30 protein-coding genes are annotated in these 16,844 nt (G+C 55.3%); all 30 read right to left on the bottom strand.

The features are described 5' to 3' along the window. Positions 1–50: 50 nt before the first annotated feature. Entirely contained in the window at positions 51–1,376 is a 1,326-nt protein-coding gene (locus KF947_RS12685; RefSeq protein WP_227404095.1) for a D-alanyl-D-alanine carboxypeptidase family protein, read from the bottom strand. A 322-nt stretch (positions 1,377–1,698) separates the two neighbouring features. Continuing rightward, positions 1,699–2,085 carry a 50S ribosomal protein L17 gene (rplQ, locus tag KF947_RS12680; protein WP_008959150.1) on the bottom strand — a complete coding sequence of 129 codons (387 nt, stop codon included), beginning with the start codon at positions 2,083–2,085 and terminating at the stop codon, positions 1,699–1,701. A 39-nt stretch (positions 2,086–2,124) separates the two neighbouring features. Further along, a complete protein-coding gene (locus KF947_RS12675; RefSeq protein WP_064235085.1) occupies positions 2,125–3,120 on the bottom strand; it encodes a DNA-directed RNA polymerase subunit alpha in 996 nt (331 codons plus the stop codon). A gap of 98 nt (positions 3,121–3,218) precedes the next feature. After that, complete coding sequence (rpsD, locus tag KF947_RS12670; RefSeq protein ID WP_008959152.1) at positions 3,219–3,839, bottom strand: 30S ribosomal protein S4; 621 nt, start codon at positions 3,837–3,839, stop codon at positions 3,219–3,221. A gap of 12 nt (positions 3,840–3,851) precedes the next feature. Then, positions 3,852–4,238, bottom strand: a complete 387-nt coding sequence (gene rpsK / locus KF947_RS12665; RefSeq protein WP_007111985.1) for a 30S ribosomal protein S11 — start codon at positions 4,236–4,238, stop codon at positions 3,852–3,854. A 39-nt stretch (positions 4,239–4,277) separates the two neighbouring features. Then, on the bottom strand, positions 4,278–4,634 hold the full coding sequence (gene rpsM, locus KF947_RS12660) for a 30S ribosomal protein S13 (protein WP_022520863.1): 357 nt from the start codon (positions 4,632–4,634) through the stop codon (positions 4,278–4,280). Positions 4,635–4,758: 124 nt separating this feature from the next. After that, positions 4,759–4,872: a 50S ribosomal protein L36 gene (gene rpmJ, locus KF947_RS12655; RefSeq protein WP_008959154.1), complete on the bottom strand. Its 114-nt coding sequence runs from the start codon at positions 4,870–4,872 to the stop codon at positions 4,759–4,761. Between the two features lie 64 nt (positions 4,873–4,936). Continuing rightward, positions 4,937–6,268 carry a preprotein translocase subunit SecY gene (gene secY, locus KF947_RS12650; RefSeq protein WP_133731695.1) on the bottom strand — a complete coding sequence of 444 codons (1,332 nt, stop codon included), beginning with the start codon at positions 6,266–6,268 and terminating at the stop codon, positions 4,937–4,939. Beyond that, positions 6,269–6,703, bottom strand: coding sequence for a 50S ribosomal protein L15 (gene rplO / locus KF947_RS12645; RefSeq protein ID WP_133731696.1), 435 nt, complete (start codon positions 6,701–6,703; stop codon positions 6,269–6,271). 3 nt (positions 6,704–6,706) lie between these two features. Continuing rightward, positions 6,707–6,889, bottom strand: coding sequence for a 50S ribosomal protein L30 (gene rpmD / locus KF947_RS12640; protein WP_064235087.1), 183 nt, complete (start codon positions 6,887–6,889; stop codon positions 6,707–6,709). Between the two features lie 6 nt (positions 6,890–6,895). Beyond that, positions 6,896–7,396, bottom strand: coding sequence for a 30S ribosomal protein S5 (gene rpsE, locus KF947_RS12635; RefSeq protein WP_007111990.1), 501 nt, complete (start codon positions 7,394–7,396; stop codon positions 6,896–6,898). Between the two features lie 11 nt (positions 7,397–7,407). Further along, on the bottom strand, positions 7,408–7,758 hold the full coding sequence (gene rplR / locus KF947_RS12630) for a 50S ribosomal protein L18 (RefSeq protein WP_008959159.1): 351 nt from the start codon (positions 7,756–7,758) through the stop codon (positions 7,408–7,410). A 9-nt stretch (positions 7,759–7,767) separates the two neighbouring features. Then, entirely contained in the window at positions 7,768–8,298 is a 531-nt protein-coding gene (gene rplF, locus KF947_RS12625) for a 50S ribosomal protein L6 (RefSeq protein ID WP_223288618.1), read from the bottom strand. 9 nt (positions 8,299–8,307) lie between these two features. Further along, a complete protein-coding gene (gene rpsH / locus KF947_RS12620; protein ID WP_035582690.1) occupies positions 8,308–8,700 on the bottom strand; it encodes a 30S ribosomal protein S8 in 393 nt (130 codons plus the stop codon). Positions 8,701–8,732: 32 nt separating this feature from the next. After that, complete coding sequence (gene rpsN, locus KF947_RS12615) at positions 8,733–9,038, bottom strand: 30S ribosomal protein S14 (RefSeq protein WP_040479530.1); 306 nt, start codon at positions 9,036–9,038, stop codon at positions 8,733–8,735. Positions 9,039–9,048: 10 nt separating this feature from the next. Further along, positions 9,049–9,588, bottom strand: a complete 540-nt coding sequence (gene rplE, locus KF947_RS12610; RefSeq protein WP_007111995.1) for a 50S ribosomal protein L5 — start codon at positions 9,586–9,588, stop codon at positions 9,049–9,051. A gap of 18 nt (positions 9,589–9,606) precedes the next feature. Then, on the bottom strand, positions 9,607–9,921 hold the full coding sequence (gene rplX / locus KF947_RS12605; protein WP_007111996.1) for a 50S ribosomal protein L24: 315 nt from the start codon (positions 9,919–9,921) through the stop codon (positions 9,607–9,609). A gap of 14 nt (positions 9,922–9,935) precedes the next feature. Next, the gene (rplN, locus tag KF947_RS12600; protein WP_008959163.1) at positions 9,936–10,307 is read right to left on the bottom strand and encodes a 50S ribosomal protein L14; all 372 of its coding nucleotides are present in this window, start codon (positions 10,305–10,307) and stop codon (positions 9,936–9,938) included. Positions 10,308–10,356: 49 nt separating this feature from the next. Then, positions 10,357–10,617 carry a 30S ribosomal protein S17 gene (rpsQ, locus tag KF947_RS12595; RefSeq protein ID WP_007111998.1) on the bottom strand — a complete coding sequence of 87 codons (261 nt, stop codon included), beginning with the start codon at positions 10,615–10,617 and terminating at the stop codon, positions 10,357–10,359. Between the two features lies 1 nt (position 10,618). Beyond that, positions 10,619–10,810 (bottom strand): 50S ribosomal protein L29, encoded by a 192-nt coding sequence (rpmC, locus tag KF947_RS12590; protein ID WP_007111999.1) that lies wholly within the window; start codon positions 10,808–10,810, stop codon positions 10,619–10,621. Then, positions 10,810–11,223, bottom strand: coding sequence for a 50S ribosomal protein L16 (rplP, locus tag KF947_RS12585; protein ID WP_007112000.1), 414 nt, complete (start codon positions 11,221–11,223; stop codon positions 10,810–10,812). The genes rpmC and rplP overlap by 1 nt, the downstream gene beginning before the upstream one ends. 15 nt (positions 11,224–11,238) lie before the next feature. Continuing rightward, positions 11,239–11,943, bottom strand: a complete 705-nt coding sequence (gene rpsC / locus KF947_RS12580) for a 30S ribosomal protein S3 (protein ID WP_133731698.1) — start codon at positions 11,941–11,943, stop codon at positions 11,239–11,241. 10 nt (positions 11,944–11,953) lie between these two features. Further along, the gene (gene rplV, locus KF947_RS12575) at positions 11,954–12,286 is read right to left on the bottom strand and encodes a 50S ribosomal protein L22 (RefSeq protein ID WP_007112002.1); all 333 of its coding nucleotides are present in this window, start codon (positions 12,284–12,286) and stop codon (positions 11,954–11,956) included. An 18-nt stretch (positions 12,287–12,304) separates the two neighbouring features. Further along, positions 12,305–12,580, bottom strand: coding sequence for a 30S ribosomal protein S19 (gene rpsS, locus KF947_RS12570; protein WP_009098993.1), 276 nt, complete (start codon positions 12,578–12,580; stop codon positions 12,305–12,307). Positions 12,581–12,613: 33 nt separating this feature from the next. Beyond that, a complete protein-coding gene (rplB, locus tag KF947_RS12565; RefSeq protein ID WP_008959166.1) occupies positions 12,614–13,444 on the bottom strand; it encodes a 50S ribosomal protein L2 in 831 nt (276 codons plus the stop codon). Between the two features lie 17 nt (positions 13,445–13,461). Then, complete coding sequence (gene rplW, locus KF947_RS12560) at positions 13,462–13,758, bottom strand: 50S ribosomal protein L23 (RefSeq protein ID WP_008959167.1); 297 nt, start codon at positions 13,756–13,758, stop codon at positions 13,462–13,464. After that, on the bottom strand, positions 13,755–14,360 hold the full coding sequence (rplD, locus tag KF947_RS12555; RefSeq protein ID WP_071695001.1) for a 50S ribosomal protein L4: 606 nt from the start codon (positions 14,358–14,360) through the stop codon (positions 13,755–13,757). Before rplD ends, rplW begins: the two co-directional genes overlap by 4 nt. A gap of 15 nt (positions 14,361–14,375) precedes the next feature. After that, complete coding sequence (rplC, locus tag KF947_RS12550; protein WP_035582685.1) at positions 14,376–15,014, bottom strand: 50S ribosomal protein L3; 639 nt, start codon at positions 15,012–15,014, stop codon at positions 14,376–14,378. 161 nt (positions 15,015–15,175) lie between these two features. Next, positions 15,176–15,487: a 30S ribosomal protein S10 gene (rpsJ, locus tag KF947_RS12545; protein ID WP_007112007.1), complete on the bottom strand. Its 312-nt coding sequence runs from the start codon at positions 15,485–15,487 to the stop codon at positions 15,176–15,178. Between the two features lie 159 nt (positions 15,488–15,646). Next, complete coding sequence (gene tuf, locus KF947_RS12540; protein ID WP_009288143.1) at positions 15,647–16,840, bottom strand: elongation factor Tu; 1,194 nt, start codon at positions 16,838–16,840, stop codon at positions 15,647–15,649. Positions 16,841–16,844 lie beyond the last annotated feature (4 nt).

The following is a 16,844-nucleotide window of genomic DNA, read 5'->3' as shown; positions in this document are numbered from 1 at the left end:
AGAAAAACCCCGCCAATTAGCCATTGGCGGGGTGATCGCAGCCCACCCGCTTATAAGCTGGCGTTAACGACCATGCAGTCCATACCTTGGGAGTGCAGCTCGCGGCAGGCTTGACGGGCTCTCTGCTCGTCCAGCGCCATGAGCCGGGCGCGATAAACCGGGCTTTGGCCCTCTACGGTGTCCACAGCAATACGACCACCTAAACTTTGGGCAATGCGTTGAGCGGCTTGCTGCGCCAACTGCCGTGCTTGGGCTTCTCGACTGAAGGCACCTACTTGAACCCCCCAACCACCGCCTGTTTCATTAGCAGAGGCCAGCTGTCGTTCGCGCTCAATGAACGCTTGTAGCGGGTCGGGCTGAGGTGCCTCGCTTTCGGGAGGGGGACGCTGAATGGTGGCAATATCAGCCAACTGCTCGTCAAGATCGACCAACGGCGTTGAAGGGGTGGCGTTGGCCGAAGGCGATGTAGTTTCGACCACCGCTAGCAGGGGCTGCTGTGGCGCAGGCTGCTGGGGTGCAACCGGCTGAGCAGGTGGCGCAAAGGCCATAAATTCCCGCGAGAAGCTGGTGTCGCCCATCCAGCTTTGCTGATCCCGAAGCGACGCACGCAGGAAGCTACGATCCAGCAGATTGGCCATATGGGTATCCCGAGACTGGGATGAGAACCCACCCATGACGACCCCCACTAAACGCCGATCACCGCGCACTGCGGTAGTGGCTACGTTAAAGCCAGAGGCGCGAATAAAACCGGTTTTTAGGCCGTCGGCGCCTGGATAGTCGCGCACCAAACGATTGTGACTGGTATGCCGGGTACCCCGGTAGCTAAACTCTTGCAGGCCGAAGTAGTGGTAATACTGGGGAAAGTCCTGCATTACGCGTACCGACAGCGTCAGCATATCCCGTGCGGTGGTTATCTGGCCGGCATCAGGCAGGCCGGAGGCATTGCGAAAGGTAGTGGCGTGCATACCCAGCTCGCGTGCCTTGGTGGTCATCATTTGCGCAAAATGCGCTTCGCTGCCGCCCAAGGCTTCGGCGACCACCGCGGCAACGTCATTGGCAGAGCGCACCGCGAGAGCGCGAATAGCGGTATCCACGGGGATAGAGCTACCCGCCGCCAGCCACAGTTTGACTGCAGGCTTGGCGGCCGCATAAGAGGAGACCGGCAAGGGCTGATCCAAGCGCAGCGTACCCTCTTCTAACGCTTCAAAAGTGAGATAGAGCGTCATCATTTTGGTGAGCGACGCAGGGTAACGCTGATCGTCAATATTCTCGGCGTAAAGCACTTCGCCATTGTCCAAATCCACGACGATACCCGCGTAACGCGGGTTGTCGGCATGCGCCGTGGTAACCGTCGCGAGTATGAGCAGCATTAGCATACTCAAAAACCCTATCGCCGACGCTCCCCCGACAGCGCTTTTTATCCTCGCATACATAACTGCCCCTTGCTTGTTATCAAAGCCTGGTTCTAATCGCTGTTTAACCAATCCGCCGCTGCGCCACTACCATGCCACACTCTCGATACAGCGCAAGGCTCCCCCTGGCGGGATGGCAACGCTCACTACGTTTAATAATAAGCCGAGTATAGGCGATTAACAGGCAGTTAAGCGTAGAAAAAGAGAAGATTAATGCACCCATAAAAAAAACCGACCCTTTAGGGGTCGGTTTTCATTCGCTACCAAAGAAACACAGCGCAGAGTATTACTCTTCTGCAGCGGCTTCTTCAACAACCGGACGGTCAACTAGCTCAACGAACGCCATAGGCGCGTTATCGCCGGTGCGGAAACCGCACTTGAGAATACGGACGTAACCGCCCGGACGCTCGGCATAACGCGGACCTAGTTCGTTGAACAGTTTGCCGACGGCTTCTTTAGAGCGCGTGCGGGCAAATGCCAAACGACGATTTGCAACGCTATCCTGCTTAGACAAGGTGATCAGCGGCTCGATAACGCGACGCAGCTCCTTGGCTTTCGGCAGGGTTGTCTTAATGACTTCATGTTCGACCAGCGAGACAGACATGTTCTTGAACATGGCCTGACGATGCGAGCTGGTGCGATTCAGATGACGACCACTCTTACGATGACGCATGGTTGTAATTCCTTACCAAACTGGGACTCAAGTCGACGCTCACGCGGAGGCCTTGTCGTCCTTCAGGCTAGCGGGTGGCCAATTTTCCAGCCGCATACCGAGGGACAAGCCACGCGCCGCCAATACGTCTTTGATTTCATTCAAAGACTTTTTACCGAGGTTCGGTGTCTTCAACAGCTCCACTTCTGTGCGCTGAATGAGATCACCGATATAGTAAATATTCTCGGCTTTTAGGCAGTTCGCGCTGCGAACGGTCAACTCAAGATCGTCTACGGGGCGCAATAGAATTGGATCGACATGATCCTCTTCCTCTTCGACTTCCTGCTCTTTATCAGCTTCCAGGTCGACGAAGGCGGCCAGCTGCTCTTGCAGGATGGTCGCACTGCGACGGATAGCCTCTTCCGGATCCAGGGTACCGTCGGTTTCCAGATCGATAATCAACTTATCGAGATCGGTGCGCTGCTCTACACGAGCGGCTTCAACCGAGTAGGAAACACGGCGGACAGGGCTGAAGGTGGCATCCAGCTGCAGGCGGCCAATGGCACGTGTCTCTTCATCAGAGCCGCGCGCGTCAGCCGGCTCGTAGCCACGACCCAGCGCTACCTTAAGCTGAATTTTCAGCTCGGCACCTTCATTGACATGAGCAATGACGTGATCCGGGTTGACGATTTCGACGCTATGATCAAGCGCAATGTCGCCAGCGGTGACGACGGCTGGGCCCTGCTTGTTCAGCGTGAGCACCGCCTCATCGCGGCTGTGCATCTTGATCGCAACATCTTTCAAGTTCAGGAGGATTTCAATGACATCTTCCTGCACCCCTTCGAGCGCACTGTATTCATGCTCGACGCCGGCGATTTCAGCCTCTACCACGGCACAGCCGGGCATAGACGAAAGCAGAATGCGACGCAGTGCATTCCCCAGGGTGTGACCAAAACCACGCTCGAACGGTTCGAGTACGATTTTGGCGTGATGTGCGCTGATTTCTTCGACCTTGATGTCGCGAGGACGGAGAAACTCTGTCACTGAACGCTGCATATGAACACCTTTCAGGCTGCCAAACGGATACTTGGTACTCGGTACGACCTGGCGCGGGCGTTAAACCGGCACCAGATCGACAAGAAACAGAAAACTGCTTACTTGGAGTACAGCTCGACGATCAGGTTTTCGTTGATGTCGGCAGACAGGTCACCGCGTTCAGGCAGAGCCTTGAAAGTGCCTTCCATCTTCTTGGCGTCGATTTCGATCCAAGCGATATCGCCACGGTTGGCCGCAATGGACAACGCGCTTTGAATACGTGCTTGGTTTTTCGCCTTTTCGCGAATGGAAACAACGTCACCCGGCTTCACTTGATAGGAAGCTACGTTAACGGTGCGGCCGTTCACGGAAATCGCCTTGTGGCTGACCAGCTGACGCGCTTCAGAGCGAGTCGAGCCGAAGCCCATGCGGTAGACGACATTATCCAGTCGGGATTCGAGCAACTGCAACAATACTTCACCAGTCGCGCCTTTCAGGCGAGCGGCTTCTTTGTAGTAGTTACGGAACTGTTTTTCGAGTACGCCATACATACGACGTACTTTTTGCTTCTCACGAAGCTGCAAGCCGTAGTCTGAAAGACGCTGACGACGCTGGCCGTGTACACCCGGGATCTGCTCGGATTTACACTTTTTCTCGAAGGGAGTCACACCACTCTTCAAAAAGAGGTCTGTGCCTTCACGACGAGACAGTTTGCACTTCGGTCCAATATAACGAGCCATGAATCTGTCTCCTTAAACGCGGCGTTTCTTCGGCGGACGGCAGCCATTATGGGGAATGGGCGTCGCGTCTACGATGCTTTGCACGCGGAAGCCGGCGGCATTCAGTGCGCGCACGGCGGATTCACGACCGGGACCTGGGCCTTTAACCAGTACGTCTACGTTTTTCACACCATACTCGGCTGCAGCAGTTGCTGCACGTTCGCTTGCCACTTGAGCAGCGAACGGGGTGCTCTTGCGAGAACCACGAAAACCCGAACCACCGGCAGTCGCCCAAGAAAGAGCGTTGCCCTGGCGGTCTGTGATCGTCACGATCGTGTTGTTAAAAGAGGCATGGATATGCGCAATCGCATCCACTACCTGCTTTTTAACCTTTTTACGGTTACTACGCGGGTTAGCCATGTTGATGTCTATTCCTGTCTTTACGCCAGAACGTGCGTGTTATTTGCGGATCGGCTTACGCGGGCCCTTACGGGTACGCGCGTTAGTCTTGGTCCGCTGACCACGCAGCGGAAGACTACGACGATGACGCAGACCACGGTAGCAGCCTAAGTCCATGAGACGCTTAATGTTAAGCGTAACATCACGACGAAGGTCGCCTTCTACGGTGTACTTGCCAACTTCAGAACGCAGGGTGTCGACTTCTTCAGAAGACAGATCCTGGATCTTGGCAGTAGGCGCGATACCGGCTGCAGCACAGATGTGCTCAGCACGGGTACGGCCAATCCCGAAGATATAGGTCAGCGAGATCGCCGCATGCTTGTTGTCCGGGATATTGACGCCTGCAATACGGGCCATCAGCTTACTCCGAAATTTGAGCGGCTTGCTCGTTTATTCATCTACAAAAGGCGCAACAGCATACCCCTTTAGTTGCCCTAAGGCAAGGGGTATGCTGGCACCCGCTTAATACAACCCAGGCTTATTAACCCTGGCGCTGTTTGTGCCGTGGTTCGCTGCAGATGACGCGGACAGCGCCATTGCGACGAATGATCTTGCAGTTACGGCACATTTTCTTTACGGAAGCTCGAACTTTCATCGATCTTTCTCCAAAAACCGGCTCGCGGCGCGCCCTCTCTAACTTAATAGGGGTGGACGGCGCCTCAGCGCATGATACCGCCGCTACCGTAGCCTTTCAGGTTGGACTTCTTCATCACTGAGTCATACTGATGCGACATGAGATGCGACTGCACCTGGGCCATGAAGTCCATGATGACCACGACTACGATTAACAACGAGGTACCGCCGAAAAAGAACGGCACGTTCCACGCCACAATCAAGAACTGGGGCATCAAGGAAACCGCAGTGATATACAAGGCACCGAACAGGGTCAACCGTGTCATGACCTTGTCGATATAGCGAGCGGTCTGCTCGCCGGGGCGAATGCCCGGCAGGAAAGCGCCTGACTTTTTAAGATTGTCAGCCACATCCTTGGGGTTGAAGACCAGCGCTGTGTAAAAGAAGCAGAAGAATACCACTGCCGCCGCGAAAAGCAAGATGTAAAGCGGTTGACCTGGGCCTAATGCCTGAGATGCACGCTGCAACCACTCCATACCTTCACCGGCACCTACCCATTGGCCAATAGAGGCCGGGAAGAGCAGGATACTGGAGGCAAAAATCGCCGGGATAACACCGGCCATGTTGACCTTCAAAGGCAGGTAGCTACTTTGCCCTGCATACATCTTATTGCCCACTTGCCGCCGAGGGTAATTAACTTTGAGACGGCGTTGGCCACGCTCAATGAAAACTACAAAGGCGACAGTCGCAATACCTAACGCTGACAGCGCTAACAGCGGCAGAACATTCCAGGCCCCTTCATTACGGGCAAGCTCGAAGGCTTGGCCCACGGCACTGGGCAGTCCAGCGACAATACCGGCGAAAATCAGCAGCGAAATACCGTTGCCGATGCCCTTCTCGGTAATCTGCTCACCTAGCCACATCATAAACACCGCGCCCGATACAAAGGTAATCACGGCGGTGAAATAGAAGCTGAAGTCAGCACTGTACGCGATGCCTTGGCTAGCCAGACCGACGGACATGCCGGTAGCCTGGACAAAAGCCAGTATCACCGTGCCGTAGCGGGTGTACTGGCTAATCTTGCGGCGGCCAGCCTCACCCTCTTTCTTGAGCTGTTCAAGATGAGGGGAGACCGCAGTCATGAGCTGCATGATAATCGACGCCGAAATATAGGGCATTATACCCAGGGCGAGAACGCTCATGCGCTCCAGGGCGCCACCCGAGAACATGTTAAACATGCCCAGGATGGTGCCCTGTTGCTCCCTAAACAAGGCAGCAAGCTGGTCAGGATTGATACCGGGAACGGGAATGTGGGCACCAATACGGTACACCACGATGGCGAGGAGCACGAAGCGCAAACGCGCCCACAGTTCACTCAGACCGCTGCCCATCGCCGGCATGTTTCCTGACTTGGCCATTTAGTCCTCTACCTTGCCGCCAGCGGCTTCGATCGCTTCACGGGCACCTTTGGTGACCTTGATTCCGCGAACGGTAACCGCCGTTTTCAGTTCGCCAGAAAGGATGATCTTCGCGTGTAGCGTAGAGTCCTTCAGCACGTTGGCTTCTTTCAAAGTAGCCATGGTGACTTCGCCACCGGCTACTTTTGACAGCTCAGCCAGGCGTACTTCTTCAGAGACCAGAGATTTTGCAGACGTAAAACCGAATTTCGGCAAACGACGCTGCAAAGGCATCTGACCGCCTTCGAAACCGGGCTTAACACTGCCGCCACTACGTGATTTCTGACCTTTGTGACCACGGCCACCGGTCTTACCAAGACCGGAACCGATGCCACGTCCAACGCGCTTCGCAGCGTGCTTGGAGCCCGGAGCCGGGCTTAGGCTATTAAGTTTCATGGATTACTCTCCCTCAACGCGCACAAGGTAGTTAACCTTGTGGATCATGCCGCGTACGGCGGGGGTGTCTTCCAGTTCAACCGTATGACCGATGCGACGCAGACCCAAGCCTTTCATAGTAGCTTTGTGCTTGGGCATGATGCCGATGGTGCTCCGGATCTGGGTAAACTTGATCGTTGCTGCCATGGTGTCTTACCCCGTGATCGCTTCGACAGACAGACCGCGCTTAGCGGCCACGTCTTCCGGTGCTTGCATGGAGGAGAGACCTTTAACAGTCGCTCGTACCACGTTAACCGGGTTAGTGGAACCGTAGCACTTGGCCAGTACGTCGTGGACACCGGCGAGCTCTAGTACAGAGCGCATGGCGCCACCGGCGATGATACCGGTACCTTCAGAGGCCGGCTGCATGTACACCTTGGAAGCACCGTGACGGGCTTTGACCGGGTACTGCAGCGTATGGCCAGCAAGGTTCACCTTGACCATGTTGCGACGAGCTTGATCCATCGCTTTCTGGATTGCGACCGGCACTTCACGCGCCTTGCCACGACCGAAACCGACACGACCTTTACCATCACCAACGACGGTCAGTGCGGTGAAGCCGAAAATACGACCACCCTTGACCACCTTGGCGACGCGGTTGACCTGCACTAACTTCTCTTGCAGATCACCGCTTTGCTGTTCGTTCTTCGCCATCGTAAAACCCTTTAGAATTCCAGGCCGCCTTCACGTGCGGCGTCGGCCAGCGCCTTGACGCGGCCGTGATACTTAAAGCCAGCACGGTCGAAGGCCACCTGGGTGATGCCTGCTTCTTTAGCGCGTTCAGCAATCAGAGCACCTACTTTAGAGGCCGCATCTGAGTTGCCGGTCGCACCCTCGCGCAGTGCTTTGTCCAGCGTAGAAGCACTGGCTAGCACTTTGCCACCATCCGGCGAGATAATCTGCGCATAGATGTGACGCGGGGTACGGTTGACGCACAGGCGATACACGCCCAGCTCGCGGATCTTTGCGCGAGCGCGGCGGGCACGACGGAGACGAGATTCTTTCTTCGCGTTCATAACCCTGCCTTACTTCTTCTTGGCTTCTTTGCGACGCACCTGCTCGTCGGCGTACCGAACACCCTTACCTTTATACGGCTCAGGGGGACGGAAGGCGCGGATTTCCGCGGCGCACTGGCCGAGCTGCTGCTTATCGGCGCTTTTCAGCACGATAACGGTGTTCTTCGGCGTTTCCGCTGACACACCTTCAGGCAGTTCGTAGTCGACCGGGTGCGAGAAGCCCAGTGAAAGATTGAGCGTCTGGCCCTTAGCTTGGGCACGATAACCGACGCCAACAATTTCGAGAGTCCGTGTAAAACCCTCGGATACGCCCGTTACCAGGTTCTGAACCAAGGCGCGGGTAGTACCGGCCATTGCCCAGCTCTTGGCAGATTCGCTCGGGGCGAAGGTCAGCTGGCCATCTTCCTGACCGACCACTACATCAGAGTGGATGGTCATAGATAGCGTGCCCTGGCCGCCTTTGGCGGTCAGCTGGTCAGCATTGATTTTAATATCAACGCCGGCAGGCACTTTAACCGGATATTTCGCTATGCGGGACATTCCAGCCTCCTAGAATACGGTGCAGATGACTTCGCCACCGACACCCGCTTGGCGCGCGGCACGATCGGTCATGACACCATTAGATGTGGTGACAATCGCGATACCCAGGCCATCGGCAACCTTAGGCAAGTTGTCCTTGCCCATGTAGCGGCGCAGGGACGGCTTGGAAACCCGCTGAATGTGCTCAATGACCGGCTTACCCTCAAAGTACTTGAGAGTTACGGTTAGCTCGGGCTTAACGCCCTCCGCTACCGCAAAGTCGGCAATGTAGCCTTCTTCCTTTAGCACTCGGGCCACTTGCACTTTCAGCTTGGAGGACGGCATGGTTGCCGTCTCCTTGGTGGCCATCTGCGCATTGCGGATACGGGTAAACATATCCGCCAGAGTGTCTTGCATGCTCATTTAATGTGCGCTCCTGATAATACTACGTGGCGTTACCAACTGGATTTTTTCAACCCAGGAACGTCGCCACGCATGGCGGCTTCACGCAGCTTGTTACGGCCGAGGCCGAACTTGTTGTAAAAACCGTGCGGACGACCGGTGATACGGCAGCGATTACGCTGACGCACCGGGCTTGAGTCGCGCGGCAGTTGCTGCAGCTTCAGCGTCGCCTCGAAGCGGTCTTCCTCAGTCGTGTTAACGTCTGAGATGATCTTCTTGAGTTCAGCGCGCTTGGTCGCATACTTCGCGACCAGCTGAGTACGCTTAAGCTCACGCTCTACCATACTTTTCTTAGCCATGATCTCGCCCCTATTTCTTGAACGGGAAGTTCAGCGCGGTTAGCAGCGCACGACCTTCCTCGTCGGTTTTGGCGGTCGTAGTGATAGTGACGTCCAACCCCCGGATGCGATCGATTTTATCATACTCGATCTCCGGGAAGATGATCTGCTCACGCACACCCATGGAGTAATTGCCACGACCGTCGAAAGACTTCGGGTTGAGACCACGGAAGTCACGCACGCGGGGAATCGCGATGTAAACCAAACGGTCCAAGAAGTCCCACATACGCTCAGCGCGCAGTGTTACCTTGATTCCGATTGGCCAACCTTCGCGCACCTTGAAGCCCGCGATGGACTTACGTGCCTTGGTCACCAACGGTTTTTGACCAGAGAGTTTCTCTAGGTCGCCGATGGCATTGTCAATCAACTTTTTATCGTTGACTGCTTCGCCGATACCCATGTTCAGAGTCACTTTCGTGATCCGGGGTACCTGCATAACGTTGGCATAGCTGAACTCTTCTTTGAGTTGAGCTGCTACCTCGTTTTGATAACGTTCTTTCAAGTTCGCCATTTTGCTACCCGACTCGCGTTAGGCGTCGATCTGCGTCTGCGTCGACTTGTAGATACGTACCTTGGTACCGTCTTCCTTCACTTGGAAGCCGACGCGATCCGCCTTACCGGTCTCCGAATTGAAGATGGCTACGTTGGACGCGTGAATCGGAGCCTCACGCTCGACGATACCGCCCTGATTACCCGCCATGGGATTTGGCTTGGTGTGACGTTTAATCATGTTCACACCGGACACCAAAAAGCGGTTTTCTAATACCCGCTTAACGGTGCCACGCTTGCCTTTATCCTTCCCGGCGATGACGATGACTTCATCGTCACGTTTGATCTTTTGCATATCCGCCTCGCTCCTTACAGCACTTCAGGCGCTAAGGAAATGATCTTCATGAACTTTTCATTACGAAGTTCACGAGTCACCGGCCCAAAAATACGGGTACCGATGGGCTGTTCGTTGGTGTTATTCAACAAAACTGCCGCATTTCCATCGAAACGGATGAGCGAACCGTCGGGACGACGGACGCCACTACGGGTCCGGACCACGACCGCTTTTAGCACCTGGCCTTTTTTGACCTTGCCACGCGGAATCGCTTCCTTAACCGTGACCTTGATGATATCACCAACGCGAGCGTAACGACGGTGTGAACCGCCTAACACCTTGATGCACTGCACCCGGCGCGCTCCGCTGTTGTCGGCGACATCCAGCATTGTCTGAGTCTGAATCATCGGTTTTCTCCAAACCTAATCTGACTGCACTGATTGACAAGCCTCGGGATTAACCCTTGGCGTGTTCAACCACCTCGACCAGCGTCCAAGCTTTTTTCTTGGAAAGCGGACGGCACTCTTGAATAGAGACCGTATCGCCTGCCTTAGCCTGGTTCGCCTCATCATGGGCGTGCAGCTTGGTGGAGCGCTTAACGTATTTTCCGTAGATCGGGTGACGCTCGCGCCGCTCGATCATGACGACGATGGACTTGTCCATCTTATCGCTCACCACTTTACCGGTGAGCGTACGCTTTGTGTTTTCTTCGGCCATCTCAATCACCTGCCTTCTCGTTGAGCAAAGTCTTAACGCGGGCGATATCCCGGCGGACCTGCTTGAGCAGATGAGTCTGGCTCAGTTGGCCAGTGGCCTTCTGCATGCGCAGGTTAAACTGCTCGCGGAGGAGTTCGAGGAGTTGCTCCTGGAGCTCTCCTGCGGACTTTTCACGAATTTCCTGGGCTTTCATCACATCACCGTCCGTTTCGCAAAGGTGGTGGATAAGGGCATTTTCTGTGCGGCAAGCTCAAACGCTTCACGAGCGAGCTCTTCCGACACGCCTTCAATTTCATACAGGACCCGACCCGGTTGGATCTGGGCAACCCAGTACTCAACAGAACCTTTACCTTTACCCATACGAACTTCGAGCGGCTTCTTGGAGATCGGCTTATCAGGGAAGACGCGGATCCAGATTTTACCGCCACGCTTTACGTGACGTGTGATCGCACGACGGCCTGCTTCGATCTGACGCGCAGTGATGCGGCCGCGACCAGTAGCTTTAAGGCCGTATTCCCCGAAGCTGATCTTGCTTCCGCGATGCGCCAGGCCACGGTTGCGGCCTTTCATCATCTTGCGGAATTTCATACGCTTGGGCTGTAACATCGACTCGCTCTCCCCTTACCTGGAACCTTTCTTCTTGGGCGCGTTGCCGGAAGGCTGCTGTTGCTTAGCCTTGGCACGTACTTCCTCGATACCGCCGAGAATTTCACCCTTGAAGATCCACACTTTGACGCCGATAACGCCATAGGTGGTGTGAGCTTCGTAAGTGGCGTAGTCGATATCCGCACGCAACGTGTGCAGCGGAACGCGACCTTCGCGGTACCATTCGGTACGTGCGATTTCAGCGCCACCAAGACGACCTGACAGCTGAATCTTGATGCCACCAGCGCCAAGACGCATTGCGTTCTGTACCGCGCGCTTCATAGCACGACGGAACATGACGCGACGCTCAAGCTGACCCGCTACGTTAGCAGCGACTAGCTTGGCATCCAGCTCCGGCTTGCGAACTTCTTCGATGTTCACATGCACGGGAACGCCCATCATCTGGGTGAGATCGCGACGCAAACGGTCGACATCTTCACCTTTCTTACCAATCACGATACCCGGACGGGCAGTGTGAATGGTGATGCGGGCATTGTTCGCCGGACGCTCGATGTGGATGCGGCTAACAGAGGCGCTTTTAAGACGCTCTTCCAGGAAGCTACGCACTTCGAGATCGTTATTGAGCTTATCGGCGTAAGCGCCGCGCTCAGCATACCAGACAGAAGCATGGTCTTTGACGATGCCCAGTCGAATGCCTGTTGGATTGACTTTCTGACCCATCGGTCGACTCCTACTTCTCGGCTACCTTGACGGTGATGTGGCACGTGCGCTTCAAGATACGATCCGCACGCCCCTTGGCACGCGGCTTGATACGCTTGAGCGTCATGCCCTCATCGACGCAGATGGTCGAGACACGCAGCTCGTCAATATCCATGCCGTTATTTTCTTCCGCGTTTGCAATCGCGGATTGCAGCACCTTCTTAACCAGCTTGGCAGCCTTCTTCGGTGAGAAGGTCAGCAGGTCGAGTGCCTCGGCGACAGGTTTACCGCGCACCTGGTCAGCCACCAAACGGGCCTTCTGGGCGGATAAACGAGCGCCAAGCAGCTTAGCTGTGACTTCCATCTCTCAATCCTCTCTGGCTTACCGTTTGGCTTTTTTATCCGCCGCATGCCCACGATAAGTGCGGGTAGCAGCGAATTCGCCCAATTTGTGGCCAACCATTTCCTCGGATACGTGCACCGGGACGTGTTGGCGACCGTTATGGACCGCGATAGTGAGGCCTACCATATTGGGCAGGATCATAGAACGACGCGACCAGGTCTTGATCGGTTTACGGTCGTTCTTCTCCACTGCAGCCTCTACCTTCTTCAAAAGATGAAGGTCAATGAAGGGACCTTTCTTTAGTGAACGTGGCACAGCCGTTACCTCTTAATGTCTTGGCAATTTAGATCAACGCGTCTTGTTACGACGACGAATGATCAGCTTGTCGGTGCGCTTGTTCTTACGCGTCTTGTGACCCTTAGTCGGCACACCCCATGGGGATACCGGGTGACGACCACCACTGGTGCGGCCTTCGCCACCACCGTGTGGGTGATCGACTGGGTTCATCGCGACACCGCGAACAGTCGGACGCACGCCTCTCCAGCGCTTCGCACCGGCCTTGCCAAGTTGACGCAGGCTGTGCTCAGAGTTGCTCACTTCACCCAACGTCGCGCGGCACTCGGCCAACACTTTACGCATTTCGCCAGAGCGAAGACGCAGGGTGGCATAGTTACCTTCACGAGCAACCAACTGGGCGCTTGTACCGGCACTGCGAGCAATCTGCGCACCTTTACCCGGCTTGAGTTCGATGCAGTGCACCGTAGAACCCAACGGGACGTTACGCAGCGGCAAGGCATTGCCTTTCTTGATTGACGCGTTAACACCCGATTCCAGCACGTCACCCGCGCTGACACCTTTCGGTGCAATGATGTAACGACGCTCACCATCGGCATACTTCAGCAGTGCAATGTGCGCACTGCGGTTGGGATCGTGCTCCAGGCGCTCAACGGTGGCAGGAATGCCATCCTTGGTGCGCTTGAAATCGATCAACCGATAGTGGTGACGATGACCACCGCCCACGTGGCGGGTGGTGATACGACCGTAGTTATTCCGGCCGCCGGACTTGGACTGTTTTTCCAAAAGCGGTGCATAGGCACGGCCTTTAAACAGTTCCTCGCCAACGATCTTGACGACGTGGCGACGACCGGCGGAAGTGGGTTTGGTCTTGACGATTGCCATTATCCGTACTCCTGCCCTTATTCGGCGCCAGAGAAGTCTTCGAGCGTTTCACCCGCAGCCAGGGTCACATACGCTTTGCGGTAACCCTTACGCAGGCCAACGCCGTTCGCAGTACGCTTTGTTTTACCCTTCATGTTCAGTACCTGAACACTACCGACCTTTTTGCCGAAGAGTGCTTCAACGGCCTTTTTGATCTCGGGCTTGGTAGCATCAGATGCCACCTTGAAAACGTACTGGTTGCGCTCGGCTGCCATTGCGGCCTTTTCGGTCACGTGCGGCCCAAGCAGAACCTTAAATACGCGTTCCTGGTTCATGCCAGCTTCTCCTCGAATTTACGCAGGGCGGAGACGGTAATCAGCACCTTATCAAAGGCTACCAGGCTTACCGGGTCAGCTGCCGCGACATCCACCACGTCAACGTGGGGAAGGTTGCGCGCGGCTAAATAGAGCTTTTCGTCAACTTCTTCAGTAACGATCAACACTTTCTCAAGGTTGAGCTCTTTTAGCTTGGCAGCTACCTGCTTGGTCTTAGGCGCATCAACGACGAATTCTTCAATCGCGACTAAACGCTCTTGACGTACCAGCTCTGACAAGATGGAGCGCATCGCTGCACGGTACATCTTGCGGTTAACCTTCTGGGTGTAGTCTTGCGGACGCGCCGCGAAGGTTACGCCACCACTACGCCATAGCGGAGAGCGGATGGTACCGGCACGTGCACGACCGGTGCCTTTCTGACGCCACGGCTTTTTACCACCGCCACGAACGTCGGAACGACTCTTTTGTGCGCGGGTTCCCTGACGACCAGCCGCCAAATAGGCAGTGACAACCTGGTGAACGAGCGCTTCGTTGAATTCTTTGCCAAAAGTGGCGTCGGCTACTTCAACGGTACCCGTGCCTGCAGCAAGATTCAGATTCATTGGTAATTATCCCCTTCAGCCTGCTTTCACGGCGCTGCGAACGATAACGTCACTACCGGGAGCACCCGGTACGGCGCCTTTAATCAGCAGCAGGTTACGCTCGGCGTCGACACGGACGATCTCAAGGCTCTGCACGGTGCAACGGGCGTTACCCATTTGACCGGCCATCTTTTTGCCTTTGAAAACGCGACCCGGAGTCTGACACATGCCGATAGAACCCGGCGCGCGATGCGACAGAGAGTTACCGTGAGTCATATCTTGGGTGCGGAAGTTCCAGCGCTTAACAGCACCCTGGAAGCCTTTACCCTTAGAGGTGCCAGTCACGTCAACCATTTGACCAGCTTCGAAGAGGGATACGGTGATTTCGCCGCCTACTTCAGGAATCTCTTCGCCTTCTGCAAGACGAAATTCCATCAGTGCACGACCAGCTTCAACACCCGCCTTGGCAAACTGTCCAGCTTGCGCTTTGGTGAGGTGCTTAGCTTTACGAGAGCCAGATGTGACCTGAATCGCTGCGTAACCGTCAGACTCGACAGATTTAACGCGTGTAACACGATTAGGATCAACTTCAATAACGGTTACGGGCACAGACGCGCCGTCTTCGGTAAAGACACGGGTCATCCCGGCCTTTTTACCGACTAAACCGATAGTCATACTCAGTCTCCTATAGTGTACGGGGCTATCACCCGCTATGGCTGCCCTTTCCAGAGCATTCCACTAGCACATTGTATGGCGCCTCACGGCGCGGCGGCTGCTGCTCATGCCAACTCTTTACAAAGAGCGATGAGCGCTGGGCCGCAAAGTGACTAGTGTAATTAGTTGAGTTTGATTTGCACGTCTACGCCTGCGGCGAGATCAAGTTTCATCAAAGCATCAACAGTTTTTTCGGTCGGCTCAACAATGTCGAGCACACGCTTGTGCGTACGAATCTCATACTGGTCACGCGCATCTTTGTTGACGTGCGGTGAGATCAGAATGGTGTAACGCTCGCGGTTGGTCGGCAGCGGAATCGGACCACGAACCTGAGCACCAGTACGTTTAGCGGTTTCAACAATCTCCGCTGTAGACTGATCGATCAGGCGATGGTCGAAAGCTTTCAACCGAATGCGAATCTTTTGGTTCTGCATTTGCCCTAAACTCCAATGGATGTCGACGGCGCGAGCCGTCTACCCACGCATTCAAAGGATGCGCATTATAGGCACGCCAAAAGCCCATGTCAAACATTTGCTGTTGGTGCGCAGAAAAGGGGGCTCATCAGAGCCCCCTTCATCATTCAAGCATATTGCTTACTTGACGATCTTGGCCACAACGCCAGCACCGACAGTACGGCCGCCTTCACGAATAGCGAAGCGCAAGCCTTCGTCCATTGCGATCGGAGCGATCAAGGTAACAACCATTTGCACGTTGTCACCCGGCATGACCATTTCAACGCCTTCCGGCAGTTCACAAGTACCGGTTACGTCGGTGGTACGGAAGTAGAACTGCGGACGGTAGCCCTTGAAGAAAGGCGTGTGACGACCGCCCTCTTCCTTGGACAGTACGTAAACTTCTGCTTCGAAGGTAGTGTGCGGGTTGATGGTGCCCGGCTTAGCCAGTACCTGGCCACGCTCGACGTCATCACGCTTAGTACCACGCAGCAGGGCGCCAACGTTCTCACCAGCACGACCTTCGTCGAGCAGTTTGCGGAACATTTCAACACCGGTAACGATCGTTTTGGTGGTGTCGCGGATACCCACGATTTCCACTTCTTCGCCCGCTTTAACGATGCCGCGCTCTACACGACCGGTAACAACAGTACCGCGACCAGAGATAGAGAACACGTCTTCGATCGGCATCAGGAACGGCTGATCAATAGCACGCTCCGGCTCAGGGATGTAAGCATCCAGAGCCTTGATCAGATTGGCAACGGCAGTGGTACCCATGCCCTTGTCATCTTCACCGTTCAGTGCCATCAGCGCAGAACCAGTGATGATCGGCGTGTCGTCGCCCGGGAAGTCGTACTGATCGAGAAGCTCACGAACTTCCATCTCAACCAGCTCGAGCAGCTCTTCATCATCGACCATGTCCGCTTTGTTCAGGAACACAACGATGAACGGTACGCCAACCTGACGAGACAGCAGGATGTGCTCGCGAGTCTGCGGCATCGGGCCGTCTGCTGCAGAACATACCAGGATTGCGCCGTCCATCTGCGCAGCACCGGTGATCATGTTCTTGACGTAGTCGGCGTGCCCTGGGCAGTCGACGTGCGCGTAGTGACGATCTTCAGACTGATATTCCACGTGGGAAGTAGCGATGGTGATACCGCGCTCACGCTCTTCAGGAGCGTTATCGATGGTATCAAACTCACGCCAGTCGCCGCCGAAAACCTCAGCAGACACGCGGGTCAGGGCCGCCGTCAGGGTCGTTTTACCGTGGTCGACGTGACCAATGGTGCCGACGTTGACGTGCGGTTTGGAACGTTCAAATTTTTCCTTAGCCACTGCT

This window comes from Halomonas sp. FeN2 (assembly GCF_020595105.1).
GTDB classification, from domain to species: domain Bacteria; phylum Pseudomonadota; class Gammaproteobacteria; order Pseudomonadales; family Halomonadaceae; genus Vreelandella; species Vreelandella neptunia.
This window is presented reverse-complemented; position numbering and strand designations above follow the sequence as displayed.